Source organism: Flavivirga algicola (assembly GCF_012910715.1).
Taxonomy (GTDB): domain Bacteria; phylum Bacteroidota; class Bacteroidia; order Flavobacteriales; family Flavobacteriaceae; genus Flavivirga; species Flavivirga algicola.
The window spans coordinates 252,797-272,629 of sequence record NZ_JABBHF010000004.1 but is presented as its reverse complement, the minus strand read 5'-3'; the positions used below and the strand labels follow the sequence as shown (position 1 = coordinate 272,629).

General features: G+C 34.9%; 12 protein-coding genes. All 12 read right to left on the bottom strand.

Going from position 1 to position 19,833, the window contains the following annotated elements; translation table 11 throughout:
* Positions 1-99: 99 nt before the first annotated feature.
* The 12 genes from HHX25_RS08615 to ruvB all read right to left on the bottom strand — a co-directional run bounded on the left by HHX25_RS08615 (position 100) and on the right by ruvB (position 19,710).
* Positions 100-2,199, bottom strand: a complete 2,100-nt coding sequence (locus HHX25_RS08615; RefSeq protein ID WP_169672182.1) for a gliding motility protein RemB — start codon at positions 2,197-2,199, stop codon at positions 100-102.
* 329 nt (positions 2,200-2,528) lie between these two features.
* Positions 2,529-3,317, bottom strand: coding sequence for an energy transducer TonB (locus HHX25_RS08610; RefSeq protein ID WP_169672180.1), 789 nt, complete (start codon positions 3,315-3,317; stop codon positions 2,529-2,531).
* A 161-nt stretch (positions 3,318-3,478) separates the two neighbouring features.
* The gene (locus HHX25_RS08605) at positions 3,479-4,201 is read right to left on the bottom strand and encodes an energy transducer TonB (RefSeq protein ID WP_169672178.1); all 723 of its coding nucleotides are present in this window, start codon (positions 4,199-4,201) and stop codon (positions 3,479-3,481) included.
* A gap of 60 nt (positions 4,202-4,261) precedes the next feature.
* Positions 4,262-4,639 (bottom strand): VanZ family protein, encoded by a 378-nt coding sequence (locus HHX25_RS08600; RefSeq protein ID WP_169672176.1) that lies wholly within the window; start codon positions 4,637-4,639, stop codon positions 4,262-4,264.
* Positions 4,632-5,012: a glycine cleavage system protein GcvH gene (gene gcvH, locus HHX25_RS08595; protein WP_169672174.1), complete on the bottom strand. Its 381-nt coding sequence runs from the start codon at positions 5,010-5,012 to the stop codon at positions 4,632-4,634. The genes HHX25_RS08600 and gcvH overlap by 8 nt, the downstream gene beginning before the upstream one ends.
* Before the next feature lie 68 nt (positions 5,013-5,080).
* Positions 5,081-12,301, bottom strand: coding sequence for a T9SS outer membrane translocon Sov/SprA (gene sov / locus HHX25_RS08590; RefSeq protein WP_169672172.1), 7,221 nt, complete (start codon positions 12,299-12,301; stop codon positions 5,081-5,083).
* 78 nt (positions 12,302-12,379) lie between these two features.
* A complete protein-coding gene (gene ruvA, locus HHX25_RS08585) occupies positions 12,380-12,961 on the bottom strand; it encodes a Holliday junction branch migration protein RuvA (protein ID WP_169672170.1) in 582 nt (193 codons plus the stop codon).
* 49 nt (positions 12,962-13,010) lie between these two features.
* Positions 13,011-15,308, bottom strand: coding sequence for an NADP-dependent malic enzyme (locus tag HHX25_RS08580; protein ID WP_169672168.1), 2,298 nt, complete (start codon positions 15,306-15,308; stop codon positions 13,011-13,013).
* A 235-nt stretch (positions 15,309-15,543) separates the two neighbouring features.
* Positions 15,544-16,242 carry a TapB family protein gene (locus HHX25_RS08575; protein WP_169672166.1) on the bottom strand — a complete coding sequence of 233 codons (699 nt, stop codon included), beginning with the start codon at positions 16,240-16,242 and terminating at the stop codon, positions 15,544-15,546.
* A gap of 99 nt (positions 16,243-16,341) precedes the next feature.
* Positions 16,342-17,268, bottom strand: a complete 927-nt coding sequence (gene queG, locus HHX25_RS08570; protein ID WP_169672164.1) for a tRNA epoxyqueuosine(34) reductase QueG — start codon at positions 17,266-17,268, stop codon at positions 16,342-16,344.
* A 43-nt stretch (positions 17,269-17,311) separates the two neighbouring features.
* Positions 17,312-18,649, bottom strand: coding sequence for a cytochrome P450 (locus tag HHX25_RS08565; protein WP_169672162.1), 1,338 nt, complete (start codon positions 18,647-18,649; stop codon positions 17,312-17,314).
* A gap of 38 nt (positions 18,650-18,687) precedes the next feature.
* Positions 18,688-19,710 carry a Holliday junction branch migration DNA helicase RuvB gene (ruvB, locus tag HHX25_RS08560; protein ID WP_169672160.1) on the bottom strand — a complete coding sequence of 341 codons (1,023 nt, stop codon included), beginning with the start codon at positions 19,708-19,710 and terminating at the stop codon, positions 18,688-18,690.
* Between the last annotated feature and the right edge of the window lie 123 nt (positions 19,711-19,833).

Here is a 19,833-nt window from a genome sequence, read left to right as displayed (position 1 = left end):
GTGCAAATATACTCCATAAAAGCGTTTTGAGCAATGGTATGCACATTTTTAATATGTTTATAAAAAATGAGAGACAGAAACAAGTTCAGTATGTTGATATCAGAAATCAAAATACCAGTTAAACAGATCGGTTCTAACTCCAAAATTAAACCAGACCGTATTATTTTTAAAGGTTGCTGTAGTTTCTGCTTCTGGATCAAAGTTCCTAAAACTAATATCTGTAAAGATTTTTAAGTTGGACGCTGGATTAATTAAGTAACCAGTTTGTAAATTACCGTTAAAGGTTTTGGTTTTTATACCCTGACCTACTTTAACCCCAGTATCAAAAGGTCGGTCGTTATAATCTCTATAAACATCGCCCCCATAGCTAAAATTGTCTGTGCCATCGTTAAAATCGAATCCTCGTATACCAAAAATAAGCTTAGCATCTGCAAACCAACGTTTATACTTATAACGCCCTATTAAAATGGCTTCACTAAAGTTTGCGCCCCACAAATGTGCCATCGGTTGGTTATTGTGCGCATAATTTAGTACAACAGTATTATGCGAATACGTATATGGTCTTATTCTGTTATATTCAAATTGTAACAATAGGTTATCTACTTTAAAAGCATTAAAATATTTAAGCCCCAATTGATAGCCAAACTTATTTTTCCAACTTTTCTCACCCCCCTTAACATCACTAAGGGAAAATTCATCTAAAATAAATTGACTATAAATATTTATATTATCATTCCATTTGTACTTAGCAGAGGCTCCAAGAAGTGCATTACCTGCGCCTTGCCCCGTCTCAAACTCAATAGCTCTAAAAAATATAATAGGGTTTAGGTAATTAATATCGAAACCCCTGTCGTTGGAGTTCGTCCAAAGTACCGATTCGAATAATCCAATATTCAATCGCTTAGATACGTTCCAACTCAGATAATGATTTGCCATGTATTTGGTTAAAAAAGCTTTGTCGGCAACCACTTCTGGCCTGACATCTTTTAACCACATCCATGTATTTGTATATTTTATTTTCCAGAACTTTGTATTTACCTTTAAAAAGGTATGCGGACTTGTTACATCACTAAGCAATAATGACCGATAACCATCTCCAATAAAGTTTTTACCATGCCCAAATTGAATATTTAAAAACTTAGCTGGAGAGTAGGATAAATAGGCTTCTGCCACAGGGTAATCATAAGAATCTGTTTTAAACCGTTTTGCTATACCGCGTCCAGGAATGATTGCTGGATCGGGGCCAAAGGCCTTTAAGCTTTCTGCATATTGGTTTACATATTGCGCAAACCTCCCTTGGCTCTCAAAAACGGTTGTATAAAAATTAAACTTCTTTCCTAAACCTCCCTGCACTAAAATGCCTCTTGTATTATTGTACGTTGTACCAAAACTGGCATCAGTATCTTTTCCTACTTGTAAATCCAATATAGGATCGACCGTAAACCAATAATCTTTGCCTTGTAATTGTACTAAATGTTCATTCCAAAGTTTTTTACCCGCCCAAGTGTCTGTTTCCTTTGTTAATTTTTTCTTTTCCGCTTTAAAATCATAATATGCTGAAACTTCATCATACATAAATGGTTTTGATGCAGTATGACTATTGGTTCCAACAAGATTCATACGGCTATCAAACCTCGCATAATCACTATGTGTAAACGGAATGTTTAATTGACTGTTAAAAGCTTTATTTTCAAAAGTTTTTATATCAGCATTCACATTATCAAACTCCGTTTTTGCTAGTTGCTCCAGTTTCGTTATTTTATTCTCTTTTCTTACCTCTTGTGGTTTTATGGCTGGATCAACTAAAGGGATTTTTACTGATATTGAATACTGTTTATATGTTTTTCGAGTATTATAAGTGGCTGGCTTTACGTTTGGGAAGGTTGCAAACACACGTTTAGTTTCTTCCTTTAACTCATTATAAATAGCATCAATATAAATAACCTTAAACTGCCCAAGGGTATCTACTTCAAAAAGAACAGCTACTTCTCCTTTATATTTTTCGTCATGGATTTTTTGAGGGACTTTAAAATTTTTATAAATATGCTCGAACACATTTCTGTCAAAGCATTTTTGTAAAGAATCAATAACAACATTGTCACAATTTGGAAAAACCGGTGGCTTTTCAGACCAGTAAACATCTTGTGAATAACTGTTATAGTGAACCAAAAGTAGGAATAGTACAATGAATCTCTTCATGAACATGGGTTAATAATTAGTTTAGCGCTGAAAGATACTATATTTTTTTAGATTGCTAATTCATAAAAAAGCTCGAATTTACTTCCAAATATCTATATTATTCATGTTTGAACAAGACATAAAACCGCTTTGCCGTAAGAACCAAGAACAAAGACTTGATTGTAACTGACTGACAAATAGGTGTTATTTTCTATAAACTTAATGGCTCAGGTGGTTTTTGAAACTCGACACAATTGACTATATCTAACGCATAAGTTCCAATCAATAAAAAACCGTTATCATTAGAAAAGGATAACGGTTTAAAGGTTTAAAAATTATTTATGATCAAGTTAATTATTAACCTCAAAGACAATGGGTAATGTATACATGACTCCCACGTTTTTATCTTGCTGCTTTGCTGGTGTCATTTCTGGTATAATATTAATAACACGTTCTGCTTCTTTTTCTAAAACTGGATGTGGCGCTCTAATTCTAATATCGGTGACCTTGCCTGCTTTATCTATTTTAAATACGGTGTGTATAACTTGTCTTCCCGAAAGGCCATATTCGCTCCCTAAATCTGTATCAAATTTTCTTTGAATGAGCTTATTTATTTTTTCGGACATACATTTACGCTTTCCTTCATTCGATTTCTTCTTTTCACAGCCAGGGTATACAGGGACTATCTGAACAAGGTCAACTGGTATAAACACATCTTCAGGTTTATCTACTATAACAATGTCATCTGCATCCACTGGCGGATTGTTATTCACAACAGGATCCTTGGGAGTGTCATCTATTATAGGATTTTCAGGTGTATCATCTGGTACTTCTACATATTTCTCTGATGGTTTTTTCTGTTTTTGTTTAACAGGTTCTTTGATTGATGGAGGCTCTGGCTTTATTCTTGGAATATCAATACTATAGGGCTCATCTAATGGAGGATTTCCTCCATAAGTCGGAATAGTGGTTTGAAATGTCATTTCTAGCAAGCCAAAGGCTGCTAGTAAAGCTACAATTAACCCTATTTGGAAGTAAAGGGTTGTGTTTTTTTGTAAATTTGCATCATGCTTTTGTGATTTTTTCACGATTTGCTCATTTTGCCGAATGAGTTCGTGAGTTTTTTTTTGATTACTCATAATAATTATAGTATAAATGTTAATATTATGATAAAAGCACAATAAGCATACCAAAAAAAGAAATCCCGTTACAGAATGTGTAACGGGATTTTATATTTGGTTAAATATACTTTTTCACTTCGACTACACTTAGCACTAGTCGCTTAGTGAAAATAGTAAATCTAGTCTTGTACTTGGAAAATTATTGGTAACGAGTATGGAACGTTCACTGGTTTCCCACGTTGTTTTCCTGGCTTCATTTTTGGCAATAAACCAATAACACGTGCCGCTTCTTTTTCTAAACCTGGGTGAGGTGCTCTAGCACGGATACCCGTAATGTTACCTGTTTTGTCAATCTTGAATATTACGTTAATACGCTGTCTTCCTGATAAACCTAAATCACCTGCCAATTCTGTATTGAATTTTCTATTCACAAATTGCGATATCTTTTTGGACATACAATCTCTTTTCTTGGTATTGCTTTTCTGCTTTTCACATCCTGGGAAAACAGGCACATTTTCAATTACAGAGAATGGTACATCTATATCTTCTTCCACTTCCTCTACTTCTACTTCTTCCACCTCAACAATTTCAGTTTCTTGATCTACCTCAGTAGACTCTATAACTGTTTCTTCTATTTCCACCTCATCTTCAACAATCTCAATAACCTCAGGCGCTGCTGGCGGTGGCGGTGGTGGTGGTGGTGTTTGGATTTGTTCAGTAATTGGGATTTCTTCTTCCAATTCTTCATCCATATTTACCATTCCTATATCTGTATCGGCCTTATCATAGGTTTTATAATTGATAGCATAGTTTGTTAAAAATAACATTAAAGCTAAACCAATAGCGAAGTAAAGTGAACTGTTACGTCCAACATTTGCTTTGGGATTTTTTTTAGGTTCCATAATTTATATCATTTATCAAGATTGCTAAAATAACTATTTATTTATAAAAAAAACAAGTGTTTATTCGTTTTTAACGTGTAAACTGCTTTTAAACCATAATACCGTTGATGCTAATAACGCTCCTAGGCTATTTGCTACAGCATCATAAATATCCAAACTTCTTGAAGCTGTTACACTACCTTGCAATACCTCAATAATCGTACCAAATAAAACAGAAAGAATAACGGCTAAAAGCATGGCTTTTCTACTTTTATATTTAAAAGAAAATAAAAATGTGTAAAACCATAAAAGTGTTAAAACAAAATAGGCACAAAAATGAAATATCTTATCTCCAAAGGAAACACCTATATCTGGGACATTATTAAGTTTAATCAAGCTAACCGTGGCTAATGCCAACGAATATATTATGGTTATTATAGGCGTTAATTTTTTAAGCACCTATTACTGCTTTATAATCGTCTGCAGACATAAGACCTTCTACTTGGTTAAGATCTGAACATTTTACTTTTATCATCCATCCATCACCATAAGGATCACTATTTACTTTTTCTGGTTCATCTTCTAGTGCTTCATTAAATTCTATAATTTCTCCAGACAATGGCAAAAACAAGTCTGACACCGTTTTTACTGCTTCAACCGTTCCAAAGATTTCTTCAGCATCCAACGTTTCATCAACAGTCTCTACTTCAACATATACAATATCACCTAATTCACTTTGCGCAAAATCTGTGATACCAATAGTAGCAATATCTCCTTCGATTTTAATCCATTCGTGATCTTTGGTGTATTTTAATTCTGATGGAATATTCATAATGTTAATTTAAATTCATTTATTCAACAAATGTATTTATTCAAATTTTAAATTCAAATACTTATTTGTTAATTCCCAAAATTATATCTGATAGTAAAACCAGATCGAATCGTAGTTTGTGGAAATGCTGTAGAGATGGCATATTCTGAAAACGAATAATCAAAATAAAAAAGTGCTGTTAAGTTTTTACTAAACGCATAATCTGCCGAATATTTTATTCCCCAAATGGTTTGTCCGGATGTGACTTGGTTATTTTCTAAATCTAAATATCTAATAATGGTTTTATTATCTCTAACAGATACATCTGCTTTCATGTTTAAATCGCTTACTACTCGCTTTCTTGGTCCTGCTAATTTTGAACGTATTTTCAAATCTTTAATTCTGTAACCTAAGCCTATAACATATTCATTACCCTGAACTTCAGTCATTAAATTGTTATCAAAGCTAAGCGATAGTAGTCTATCCTTTTTAACTTCAGCTAAGATTTTGATAGAATTCTTCATTTCAAAATCGAGCCTAACCAAAGGACTAAACATCTCGGTTAAGTTAATATTACTCAGCAAACGCTCGTTTTTATAATTACCAGATTGGTCCTTAGTATTATTTGACTGACTATCATAGTCTAAAGCTGGATCGATAGCCTGATAATCTAAATTCGATTGAAACTGATTTATGGTGTATGTTGAACGGTACCCATGTGTTAATGAAAAACGTTTAAAATGTTTCTTAAACCATTTAAACTTCATGAAACCTGTATACTTTAAATCCCAATTAGGAATAGGCACATCTCTAAAGGCGCCTAATTTTACACTATTAGCATCTGTTCCTGTGTAAGCTGCTAAAAAGGCTGGCAATAGCACCGCTTGATTACTTTTTCCGTAGCCTTTTGGGAAACCATCTGCGTCCAGATCGTTTAAGTCTGCTCCATTTCTTGCTGCTAACCTTCTCGCTATAATAAGTCTGTTTGCTCTAAAATCATTAAAAGCTTCTGAAGTATTTTCATCACTTTTACTAAAGGCTGTCTTCAATAAAATGGTTGATATATTAAAATTACCAAACGTATTGGGTGTTAACGATTCATACTCGTAAGTCCCAGGGCTTCCATTAACCCTAAAGTTCTCCGTATAATTTTCGTAATAAGCACGATTTCCTTGAAGGTCAATTTTTAAACTTTTTACAGGCTCTAAACTTGCAGATATATCAATTTGTTTAGTATGGGTTGTTGTATACTGTTGGTTAAATTCGGGAAAAACAGTTAACCAACCTCTTCTCGCAGCAAGATCCCTAACATCGCTTTGGCTTCCAAATGTAAACCCTGCTGTTGGTTTTAAGGTGCCAATAAAGCCAGGTGTTTGCAAATATCCTGGTAAAAATGTTCCGTTATTTTCAGAGTAATTAAATTGAATTCTCTTTATGCTTGTTAAAATATCTACACCCGCATTTAATAATTTTGTAACAGATTGATTTTTCGCTTTTGGTGGAGCTTTTTTCTTCCCATCTGGACCTGGTGGCGTACCTCCATTTGAGGTCGATCTGGATCGCACTCTTTTAATAGGTTTTTTTACCAATCCGATATATTTATAAAACCTATTCATATCTAAAGTCGAATTGATATTATGAACATTTGAATTCTGAATGGTATTACCTAAATCGTAAGTATTAGGATCTCCAGGTAACGAAACATCTCCATACAAATCGGATCCTTTTTGCCATTGGAAATTACCTGTATATTGATACGTGGCATCTAAAAAGCTAAATGTTGGAATTTTATTGATTGGTAACTGATAGGTCATTCCTAAATTCTGACTCTGCCTATTAGGGTCTCCAAAATCTAAGAAGCCATCCCAAACATCTAGTGTTGGGTCTTGTTCGCCATTAATAATATTATCTTTAAAATAATTGCGGACTATATTATTATTAGCTGCCGTAAAGTTTAACTGCAATGATTTTGTTAGATTATAATTAATAGTATATTGAAAATCGAACGTATAATTTCTTCTAAACAGCTCTTCTATACCAATGTTTCCGCCTCCAAGATCAATATCTCTAAACTTTTGTTTATTGAACTGCCTATTAATATCTGTATTAAATGTAAAACTTGTTGGTAATAAATTGACATTGAAGTCTTTTAAAATCTTCCAATACTTCCCAGTAAACAATGAATCATTTTTCTTAAAAGGTTCTACGGTAACTGGATTAAAATTAAATGCATAATTCGCACCTACCCGAACCGTTTTATTAACCGAGTTTTCAATCTCAAAATCTCTATGCTCTACTTTATTGTACGAGTAATTTAAAGTTAAATTCTCCACATCGTAAAAGCGCGGCGTAGCATCTGTTGTTCTTGTTTTTCTAACACCTATAAAATTAATGCTTTGTCTTCTGGTATAATCTTCAGACTGCTCTTTAATCTGATCTCTGTCTGCTTTTGTATCTGCAGCATCCAATCGGGAATCTAAAGTTAAATCTTTATAAAACTGATCATATTTAGGGGTGATAAGTTCTTCACTTTGGGCATAATTAAAAGGCAATTGAATACCCCATTTTTTTGGTAATAACTGTCCAACATTAACATTCGTAACAACATCGTATTGCTGTACATCTTCTAAACTACGCTGACTAGGTCCCTGCTCAAGACCGCCAAAACCAGATGTGCTTTTTCTTCCTGTTGCACTTATATTCGCAAAATCTGCAATATTGGTATCTACACTTAACACAGCAGCCCAACCACCTTCGTTATCCATATCAGACAAACGCAATTCATTAAACCAGACCTTGGTACAGATATTAGAAGTATGTGTATTTTTAACCCCTACCATAAGCGTTCTAATATCTCCAAAATTAGGGTTTCCTTTTATAGCGACACGGTGCTGACCCGTTACATATCCTGCAAATTGATTACTAACCTCGGCAATATCGTTATTAATTACATCATAAAATCTTGGATCATTATTTGGTAAAGGACCATCTGAGATAGCTTGCGCTTTTATTCTTCCTAAAATATCCAATGGTAAATTAATTTCATTCTCAGTAGGCCAAACCTCATTTTCATTAGTGGAATTTTTAGGAGATTTTATTAATGGAATTTCAATTTGATAATAGTTTTCTGTAAGATCATTACCCATTCTAACAAAACCGATCAACCTTTCACTATCCGGAAATCCTACGCCATCTTCTTCGGCATGTATAAACATTCTTAAACGTTTATACTGGCGCATATCTATGCTAATATTTTTAAAAGCACCACGTGAATCCTCTGGTTCTAGGTCACAAACATTGGCTACTAACGATTGTTCGTTTTGACGAACTACGGCATTATTATTGAATAGCTCTTCTGGCTCAACACCTGGGGGGCTTACATAGGTGCCATCATCGCCATTTTCAATAGTTCCTATAATACCCAGTGAAAATTCTGTATCATCATCATCGTTATTAACTTCTTCATCTAAAGTTTGTTTGTAACGTCTCCAATCACTTCTAACCAAATCTAAAGTACCAAAACGAAATACAGTAGGCTCAACAAAATCTTTTAAATACATACGCGCAAAGCGAATGGATCTAAAATCTGCTATATCTCCAACCGATTTGGCGATCTCACTTTCCACAGGAATTCTAAATAAATACCATTTAGGATCGGCTGTTTCACCATTCGGTAATAATCTTCTATTTCTACCTGTTACTTCTTCAACATTTTTTGTGTCAACAATAAATTCGTTATTAACATTTAAAGTCGCTGGAGTAATTTCAAGCTCATATTCAAAATAGCTATCAATCGTGTTCATGGTATTATCACGATTAATATCTTCCACATCGGGCTGGGTATTGGCTGCCCTATCTGTAGTTGTAAACGTTTCTGGTGTGTTTCCTTCTACACCATTGAACTTTTTATAACGTTCGAATATATTCCCTTCTGTATTTAAGAAATAGGTGTAGTTATCGTTGGCTGGATCGTCTCCAAAATCTGAGCCAAATATATTCGCTTCTTCGATATCATCATAACCATCGTAACCAACATCTTGATTGGTTCGCTCTTCGCCTGTAGTATCAAATGCATAAATTAATGATTGATTTTGTGGAACTACTGTTCCCCATGCTGTAGGTTGTAATAAGCCTATATTACCATCTTTAGGCAAACCATTTTCGTATAATTTCCTCCCATCTTTAATAATATCTTCTGAGATATTACCAAGATTGAATACAAGTTTCCCACCAGTACTACCCGGGTTTTCTTCAAAAGGATCCTGTAACCAGAATTCAATATATTCTACATTTTGTTGCTCAAAATCTGTAGATGTTAACTGACGTGTGATCCCTGCCCAACTATTTTGAGGGTTATCGATAATACCATCGGCAGCTGAATCTTGAAAATTATAGGGACCTCTTTCTTCTGGATAATACGCTAAATCGAGTGTAAAAAGCACGGTGTTTTGACCCTGCACAATGTCTCTGTCTGGGAAAAGCTCATTAATAAAGACACGACTTGTATACAGACTAGAGATATCGTCGTCTGATATATCTCCAGGTCGCTGACCACTATAAAATATCGGGTCAATACTATACCAGTTTAAAAGTGCACGATCATATCCGTTTTGAATACCATTTTCATCTTCTGGTCCTTCAGTATAACTTCTACCTAAGTCTAAAGGTCTACTCGATAAAAACCAGGATTGTTGAGATTTTAAGTCGATGGCGTTTTGAGAGCCTTCAAAATCATCCACATACGATGTGGCTTCTCCATTAAAATTGGTTCTTTTGGGAGCACCAGGTGCTAAATAAGCAAACTCCCCTCTTATGGATAAATTTGATTCTACATCGGTGTCAATATTAGGTAGTTTATTCGCTAATCGTGTTAAAAAGGGTACTTTGGTTGCGTAATTACCATTAAGCCCAAAGATGGTATTGTTTATAGGTTCTGACCCGAAATTTGCTTTTTGGGTAATTGGACGTTCGTTTAAATTTAAAAGTGTGGCTCCCAGTACAAAATCCTCATTAAATTTATGCTCGATATTTATCCCTGTGAAACGTCTTGTTTGTTGACCAAAAACGGCATTATTTTCGGTAGATACTTGAATAGGCGTATTGGATGCTTTTAATGCTTCATCTAAAATTTGAACACGTCCCAATTGATAGTTTACAGTATAATCGATCCCTTCAACCAAAACACGTCCGCCTGCCGTCACTCTAACAGATCCTCTCGGCACATTAAAAGCCCCTATTGGAATGCCATCGCCTCCAGTAGATTTATAACGGCCTCGCAATCTGAATTTATTTTTCTCAACTTCCTCTAAAGCAGCTGTTTTGGTACTTTTATAGAGTTCATCGTATACATACTTACTTTGGCTCTCATTATATGAGACATCATTATCATAATCACCACCTCCTAATACATTAAAAAGATATTCCCCAAAAGGTTCTGCACTGGTGAAAACTATTTTTCCATTTTGAGGAATCACAGTAATACCAGGATAAAAATCAAAAAAACCATCACCTCTCGCCTGAGGATCATTATTAAAATTAAGCTTATCTAAATTAAACACTCTTAGTAATGGGACATTTTGTATGAGGTCTTCTTCTCGTGTTGATCCTGTAACTGGATTCCCATTTATATCCAACGCAAAACTAGCGCCCACTGGGGTTATAAAGTTTAGTGGGGATGCTTCGTTATAAAAGATATTAAGCTTAAAATCTTCTGGACTTAAATTGAAAGCACCTGTATCGTAGATGTTCTTCATCATTAAATCCCAAACAGGTTGCTCTACATTGGTAATGCTACTTTTTAATAATTTTAAAACTAAATTAGAATTGACCACTTGTGTTACTTGTCCTGATGAGTTTGTTGTCACATCGGTAGCATCTACACCATCATTTGCAAATTCCCCTACTTGGTATACTTCCCCGCCTAAAGTGTATTGGAATGCTACTGCCAGTACCTCATCATTATTTAAACGTTGATTTAATGAGATATATCCTAATTCTGAATTTAAAGTATATTCTTGGCCATTTATTAATTTCCTGGCATTTTCTAGTTTTGCATAATCAAATCCTTCTGTAACATTTGGTACTGTTATTCCTGACTGCACCGTAGCCACATCCCTAATAGCATCTGTAAGTTGGGATCCAGCGCCTCCAATGTTGGTAGGGTCTAATGCATTATTTGGGTTATTTGGTATGGCACCTGGATTAAGAATATTAACTGCAGATCCTATCTGAGTAGGGTCTGACTCTCCCAAATCTTGAAGCGCCACAATGTTTCTAACATTTTCGGTCCTGTTACTTCTATTGGTAACCCAAAGTTCCAGCCTTGTTATTTGTAGTCCTCTATTGTTAATAAACGGATAATTCTTTAAAGCTGTATCGTAAGTATCTCTAAAATACTGAGCTATAAAGAAGTGCCTGTTTTCATCATAATCTCTAATAAACAAATCAAATTCTTCAACGGTGCCACCTCCTTGGGCTATAACCGTATTGGCTTGTGATTTTTGCTCAGAAAACACTCCCGTCACCGTTGTTTTTCCAAATTGTAACTGAGCTTTTACACCAAATAAACTTTGCGCGCCTGTAATTAATGAGCTATTTAAGGGCATACTTACATTACCGACTTCTATCTTTTGAATAATGTCATCTTCTGTAGGCGCATATTCTAATTTAATAAGGTTTTGAAAGTCGAAAGTAGATTGGGTATCATAATTTGCCGTTACTTGTAAGCGTGTCCCCACTTTCCCTAATAAGCTTAAACTAATCCGCTGGTCAAAATCAAACGTAAAATTACTTCTGTTTCTTGGGGAAAATGACGGATTATCTTGCTTTGAAAATAAGACACCTAAATCCATCTCTACAGATCCTTGAGGAATCACTTCAATAGTATTTCCTCCAAAAATGGTTTCAAAAAAATCTGATTTCACATAAAACTCTGGCAGTAAATTTTTTTGGCCGTCTTTTGCATCGCCTTTTTTACCATCAAATGCATCAATCTTTTCCTTATAATAGGACTTTACATTTTCTTTAGCTACTAAATCGTAGTACTCTTTAGGTGTTAAAATAATTGGAAAATTAATATCAAAATCCCCTATTTTTTCGGTGTAAATATATCTGTTAGTGATTGGGTCGTATGTATACTTAGATTCTACGCTACTAGGATTTGGTGTTTTTAGGCGACCTAAATTAAAACCTGTTTTAACCGAATCCTGTTGAACAGGCTGCTGAGACCACCCTAATAATGAAAAAAGTAGAGCAAAAATAAAAACGGTACTTCGACTTATCCCGACCAAGTCTTTACTGAGCGAAGCCAAAGTAATCAACACAGTTTTTTCAGTATGATAATTTTTAGTTGATTTATAAAATTTGAGATTCGTTTTATTCAAAGTCTATTATAAATTTTTTAAAGCCTGTTTGATAATGCTTTCCACACTGGCATCTGGTTCTGCAATTATAATTTTATCCACAACCCTTTCTGCCTGTTTTTTCACAAAACCAAGCACTTCTAAAGCAGATAACGCTTCATCTTTATTGGTATTGCCTTGAGAAACGGAAACTTCGTCAATATCATAAATCTTTAAGATTTTGTCTTTTAAATCTAGTATGACACGCTGTGCTGTTTTTGCTCCAATACCCTTAATAGATTGAATTAAGGCAACATCGCTTGATGCAATTCCTTCCCTTACCTGTTTTGGTGTTAATGACGACAACATGGTACGTGCAATACTTGCTCCAATGCCGCTTACAGATATTAGCAGTCTAAAAATCTCTCTTTCTGCCAAGGATGAAAACCCATAAAGCGTATGCGAATCTTCTTTAACTTGAAGATGCGTAAAAAGCTTTAAATTCTCATTATTTGGAATTTGAGAAAATGTATGCAGTGAAATATTTAGCATGTACCCAACACCATTACATTCAATAACAACATGTGTTGGATTTTTTTCAGTGAGTTTTCCTTGAATATGGGTTATCATGTATCTTGTTAGTTAACCGATCAAATGTAATAAAATTATTCGCACTAAGTTACTTCCGTCCAGCATTTTCTAACTCCCACTTTTCTTTATACTGGGCATCAATAACAGCAATCGCTGTCATATTTACAATTTCATCAACACTGGCTCCCAACTGTAGAATATGTACTGGTTTTTTCATACCCATCATAATTGGGCCAATGGAATCTGCTTCATGCAATTCTTTTAATAATTTAAAAGTAATATTTGCTGAATCCAGATTTGGAAACACCAAGGCATTTACTTTCTTCCCAACCAATTTTGAAAATGGGAACTTCTCCCGAAGCATATCATCGTTTAATGCAAAATCTGTTTGCAATTCACCATCTACATTCATTTCTGGAAAATGGCGATGCAGGTAAGATACTGCTTCTCGAATCTTGGAAGCTTTCTCATTGTCTGAAGATCCAAAATTAGAATAGGACACCATAGCTAGCACAGGGTCTAAACCAAACATTTTGATAACTTTAGCGGTCATCTGAGTAATTTTAGCTAAATCTTTGGCACTGGGATCAATATTTATTGAGGTATCACTTAAAAATAAAGGCCCTCTTTTTGTCATCATCAAATTGGTTGTTGCCACACGGGTAACGCCATGTACCATACCTATAAGCTCCAACATGGGTTTTACTACGGTGGGGTAATTGCGAGAATATCCCGAAATAAGGGCATCGGCATCGCCTTCATTCACCATCATGGCAGCAAAATAGTTACGTTCTCTCATTAAACGTTGTGCAGAATAATAAGTAACGCCTCTTCGTTTACGTTGCTCCCAATATACTTTGGCATATTTATTTTTTCGTGGATTCTCTTCTTCTGTTTTTGGATCGATTATAGGAATATCTGCATCAAATTCAATTTCAGCCTTAAGAGCTTCTATTGTTTCTTTTCTACCTAGCAGAATAGGGTGTGCTATCCCTTCTTCATATGCTATTTGAGCCGCTTTTAAAACATCTAGTTGATCTGCCTCGGCAAACACGACGCGTTTCGGATTCAGTTTTGCCCTGTTTAACAACAGTCTTACCAACTTATTATCAGAACCTAAACGCTCTAATAATACATCTTTATACTTCTCCCAATCGGTAATAGGGTGTTTGGCAACACCGCTTTCCATAGCTGCTTTGGCAACAGCTGGAGGAATCTCGGCGATGAGTCGAGGGTCAAAAGGTTTTGGTATGATATAATTCTTTCCAAACGTGAGCCTGGTTTCTCCATAGGCTACATTTACTTGTTCTGGAACGGGTTCTTTAGCCAATTTAGCTAAAGCTTTAACCGCAGCCATTTTCATAGCTTCGTTAATTTTTGTCGCGCGAACATCTAATGCGCCTCTAAATATAAATGGAAATCCTAACACATTATTTACCTGGTTAGGGTGGTCGCTACGCCCTGTTGCCATAATAATATCCTTACGAGTCGCTACGGCAATGTCGTATTTTATCTCTGGATCTGGATTGGCCATCGCGAAAACAATGGGGTTCTTAGCCATAGCCAACAACATCTCTGGCGATACAATATTAGCCATTGAAAGACCAATAAAAACATCGGCATCTTTCATGGCTTGGTCTAGTGTATCTATTTTTCTGTGTGTAGCAAACTCTGCTTTTTCTTTAGAAAGATTTTCTCTATCATTTCTTATTACGCCTTTACTATCCAACATCACCATGTTTCCTAGTTTAGCACCACAGGCTTGATATAGGCGAGAACAAGAAATAGCAGCTGCTCCAGCACCGCTTATTACAATTTTAACCTCTTCAATCTTTTTTCCTGCTAACTCTACAGCATTTATCAAGGCAGCAGCTGAAATAATTGCTGTTCCGTGCTGGTCGTCGTGCATCACAGGAATATCGAGCTCTTCCTTAAGACGCCGTTCTATTTCGAAGGCTTCAGGAGCTTTAATATCTTCCAGATTGATTCCTCCAAAAGTAGGCGCAATCATTTTTACTGTCTGGATAAACTCATCAATATTTTCAGTTCCTACTTCAATATCAAAAACATCAATATCTGCAAAAATCTTGAATAGAAGTCCTTTTCCCTCCATAACTGGCTTTGATGCTTCTGGACCAATATTTCCTAGACCCAAAACGGCCGTACCATTAGAAATTACAGCTACCAGATTTCCTTTTGCTGTATATCTATAGGCATTGTCTATGTTTTTTTCAATCTCCAAACAAGGTGCTGCTACTCCTGGAGAATAAGCTAAAGACAAATCTCTTTGACTCGCATACTTTTTGGTTGGAACTACCTGTATTTTTCCTGGAGTTGGTTTTGCGTGATATATAAGGGCCTCTCTTCGTTTGCTTTCTTCACTCATAATGGACTAATTTTTTGAAACCTCAAATATAACAATCCTATCTAACCTTTTAAGCCTTTAATAGAATAAAAGAATTTTTTGAAATGAGCTATCTCAAGGCAAAACCTTAGAAATATACTTAAATAAAACTTAGCGCAGGTTTTATTCTTTGAAGCAAAAAGCCAAAATTTCTGCATCTATCTGGTAAAGAAAGCCGAAAAACTTTTGCGATTAAAAATTGATATTGAAAAGAGACTTATTTGGTTATTTTCGTGAGTTCTCGCGTCCAACGTAATTTTCCTTTTTTACTATAACTTTCAGTTTTAACAATCCCAATACCTTTTACATACCATTCTATACCAGAACCTCTTACTTTAATAAAGCCCAAAGTAAAAATGTAATCGAAAGTCATTTTATAAGCATCAAAGGTTCCTGCCTTGTTTTGGAATGATGCATTTTGGATTACTTTTCGATTATAGACCTTCATATCTGCAAAAGAAGCAGATGAAGCACTATCATCACTTCCTATTTTTAATTCTATAGTCGCATCTTTTAACTCTAACCCTTCTGATAAATTATCTGGAAACTCAACAAAATCACCTTCTGCCCTAACCTGTAAATTACTTTTTTGATCATCATTTTGATGTGCCAAATAACCCGCCATGTCCACATAAAAATTGCCATCTACACATTTTAGTATATCTTTCCTTGCAACGCTTTCTTTATTTTTATTGTTCTTTTGAGTAGATTCAATCTCTATAATTAGTTCGCCATTTATTGTCGTAACCGATTTTACAACATAATTATCTACTGATTTTACTTTTCCTTTTTTGTTGTAATTGGTATACTCTAAACGCATCCCCTCTGTGTAAGGCGAAATTGCTTCACAATTCTGGGAAACAACAACTTGTGAGAGACAAATAAAAATAACTATTAAAAATTTCGTTTTCATCATATGGATTCTTTTTTAAGCAGCAGTAAATATACTAATCCAGTATTAAATAAAGGTTAAAGAAATTAAAAAGCCTTATTATGTTTTTATATAAATGTCCATTTAACTTTTTAAAAACTCGATATTTCTTTTTAATCCCGAATATTTAGTGCGCTTAACTGCAGATTTTTTAAATACCTTACTAAATGTTTCCTGTGTAATCTCCTCCCAATCTTTTCTGGACATAGACAATAGTTCTGGGTGCGGGTTAAACAATGGCTCATTATGCGATTTTGAAAAACGGTTCCATGGACACACATCCTGACACACATCACATCCAAACATCCAGTCATTAAATTGCCCTTTAAATTCTGTCGGGATGCTTTCCTTCAGTTCAATAGTAAAATAGGAAATACATTTACTTCCATCTACGACATAAGGCTCTGTTATTGCTTGTGTTGGACAAGCGTCGATACATGCAGTACATGTACCACAATGATCGGTTGTTGGTAAATCGTATTCCAGATCTAAATCGATAATAAGTTCTGCAATAAAATAAAAAGAGCCTACTTGCTGGGTTAATAAATTGCTATGCTTTCCAATCCAGCCCAATCCACTTTTTGCAGCCCAGGCTTTATCTAAAACGGGTGCAGAGTCTACAAAAGCACGTCCGTGTACCTCTCCAATCTCTTCTTGAATAAAATTTAGAAGTAACTTAAGTTTATCTTTTATCACAAAATGGTAATCTGTTCCATACGCATATTTGCTAATTTTTGGAGCTGTTTTATCTTGCTGATATTCTGATGGATAGTAATTCAATAATAATGAAATAACACTTTTAGAACCTTCTACCAACTTTGTTGGATCTAAGCGTTTATCAAAATGGTTTTCCATGTATTGCATCTCACCATGCATGTTTTTATTAAGCCATCGTTCTAATCTGGGAGCTTCTTCTTCTAAAAACTGTGCCTTACTGATACCGCATGATAAAAATCCGAGTCGCTTTGCTTCGGTTTTTATGAGATTGGTATGTTTTGGTTTTGAATTCATTTTTTGTTGGGCTTCGACAAGCTCAGCCTGACATTATAGTTCCTTAGGTTTTTAAACCAAACTTTATCTTAATATCAACAGGTTTTAGAGTAATTAAAGGATTTACTTTTATGGTATCATTATCTGTAGATATGTCGAATTTTTTCAATATCCTGTTTACTACCAAAATCATTTCGTACATAGCAAAATTATTCCCTATACACAGTCTTGGACCAGCTCCAAAGGGCATATAATAGGACATGATGTCTTTTCTGTTTTCTTCAAAAAAGCGTGATGGCTTGAACAATTCTGGGTTATTCCAGTAATTTTCGTTTCTGTGCAATTCATAAATAGATGCACCTATAATGGTTCCTTCTTTTAGTACATAATTGTCTATTTTATCATCTTCTACATTTACACGATCTGTTATCCAGGCGGGCGGATATAAACGAAGACTTTCTTCAATACAGCACTTGGTATGATTAAGTTGAGAAATTTCTTGTAAAGATGTTAAATCTTTAGCACTAATCTCTTTGATTTCAGTCTCAACTTTTGCTAATTCTTCTATATTTTGAGCCAGCAATTTTAATGTAAATGTTAAAGCATTGGCTGTCGTTTCATGGCCTGCTACAAACAAAATTAATATTTCATCAATCAATTGCTCATTAGTCATGGCTGTTCCGTCTTCATACTTCGCCGAGAGCAGCATATCCAGAAGGTCATCATGTTGATCATTCGACTCACGTCTTTGATCAATAATGGTATTAATAATATTTCGGCTTTCCTTTACCAATTTCATATGATATCTAATCTCACCTGATAGGGTATACCATAATTTCTTATATGGCATCCTTAACTCCTTAACAATAAACAGTTGCAATTTTTCAATGATAAACTGCAATCTTGCTAAAGTTTCTTTTTCTGCCGAAAAATCAAATAAGGATTTAGCAACTACTTCGAAAGCCAACTCATTCATTATTGGGTATAAATCGACAAAACCATCTGGAGTAATTTTATCCACTTGTTCGTTAATGGCCTTATCTATAATTTCAACAAGGCTTTGAATTTTCTCTTTATGAAATGCTGGTTGAATTAATCGACGTTGTTTTAACCAGTAATCACCACTTGAGGTTAATAATCCGTAACCAACGTATTTTGACAAATAGAAAGTTTGAATTTTAGATTTATGGTAGACTTTATGCTTTTTTTGAAGCATGTGCTTAGTAATAACGGCATCTCGTGTTAATATGATATGCCCATAAAAAGGGGACTTGATAGCAAAGGTATCACCAACTTCATTAAACCATTTATTATGGAATGGAATGGGATTTTTTGCTATAGTAGATGATTGTCTTAAGAATTTATAAAAAGGAACCTTATTTGGATACTTGTATTTTGGCATAAATAAATGATTAATAAGATTCTTAAAGAGCCTTTAGATCAAAATAACCCACCTTGGATGTTTCCTTTTATTCTTCCTAGATGTTTATATGCTTGATCTGTAACTTCTCGACCGCGTGGTGTACGCATAATAAATCCTTGCTGAATTAAAAAGGGTTCATAAACTTCTTCTATGGTTTCGGGACTTTCACTAACTGCCGTGGCAATCGTGGTTATACCAACAGGACCGCCTTTAAATTTATCTATGATGGTTGATAGAATTTTATTGTCCATTTCGTCCAAACCATGGGCATCAACATTTAATGCTTCTAATGCAAACTTTGCAATTTTAATATCAATAGTCCCGTTACCTTTTATTTGGGCAAAATCCCGAACACGGCGCAATAACGCATTCGCTATTCTGGGAGTTCCCCTGCTTCGTCCAGCAATTTCTATGGCCGCTTCCATAGATATTGGTACGTCTAAAATACTGGCGCTTCGCTGAATGATCGTTGTTAGCAGATCTGTTTTATAATACTGTAATCTGCTTTGAATCCCAAAACGGGCGCGCATTGGGGAGGTTAATAACCCTGAACGGGTTGTCGCACCAACCAGTGTAAACGGATTTAAATTGATCTGTACCGTACGTGCATTGGGGCCCGTCTCAATCATGATATCGATTTTATAATCTTCCATGGCCGAGTACAAATACTCTTCTACGATAGGACTTAACCGATGAATTTCATCAATAAATAAAACGTCACGTTCATCTAAATTAGTTAGCAGCCCCGCTAAATCTCCTGGTTTATCTAAAACTGGACCAGAGGTTACTTTGATACCAACATTGAGTTCGTTTGCCAATATATGTGCTAAGGTTGTTTTACCTAAACCTGGAGGACCATGAAACAACGTATGATCCAGAGCTTCTGTTCTTAAATTTGCTGCCTGAACAAAAATTTGAAGATTCTCCAAGACTTGATCCTGACCTGTAAAATCATCAAATGATAGTGGTCTTAATTTTTTTTCTACATCTAATTCTTCTGGAGAAAAATTTTCGTTGGACGGATCGAGGTTTTCGTTCATATTTAATGCCTTTTGACTGTACTCTAGGTCTTCTTTCCATCTTTATAATAACAAAAAAGTGGGTTTTCATCTTCACAGGAATAACCAAAAGTCCAGTACAAGCAAATATAAAGAAAAAGCCTT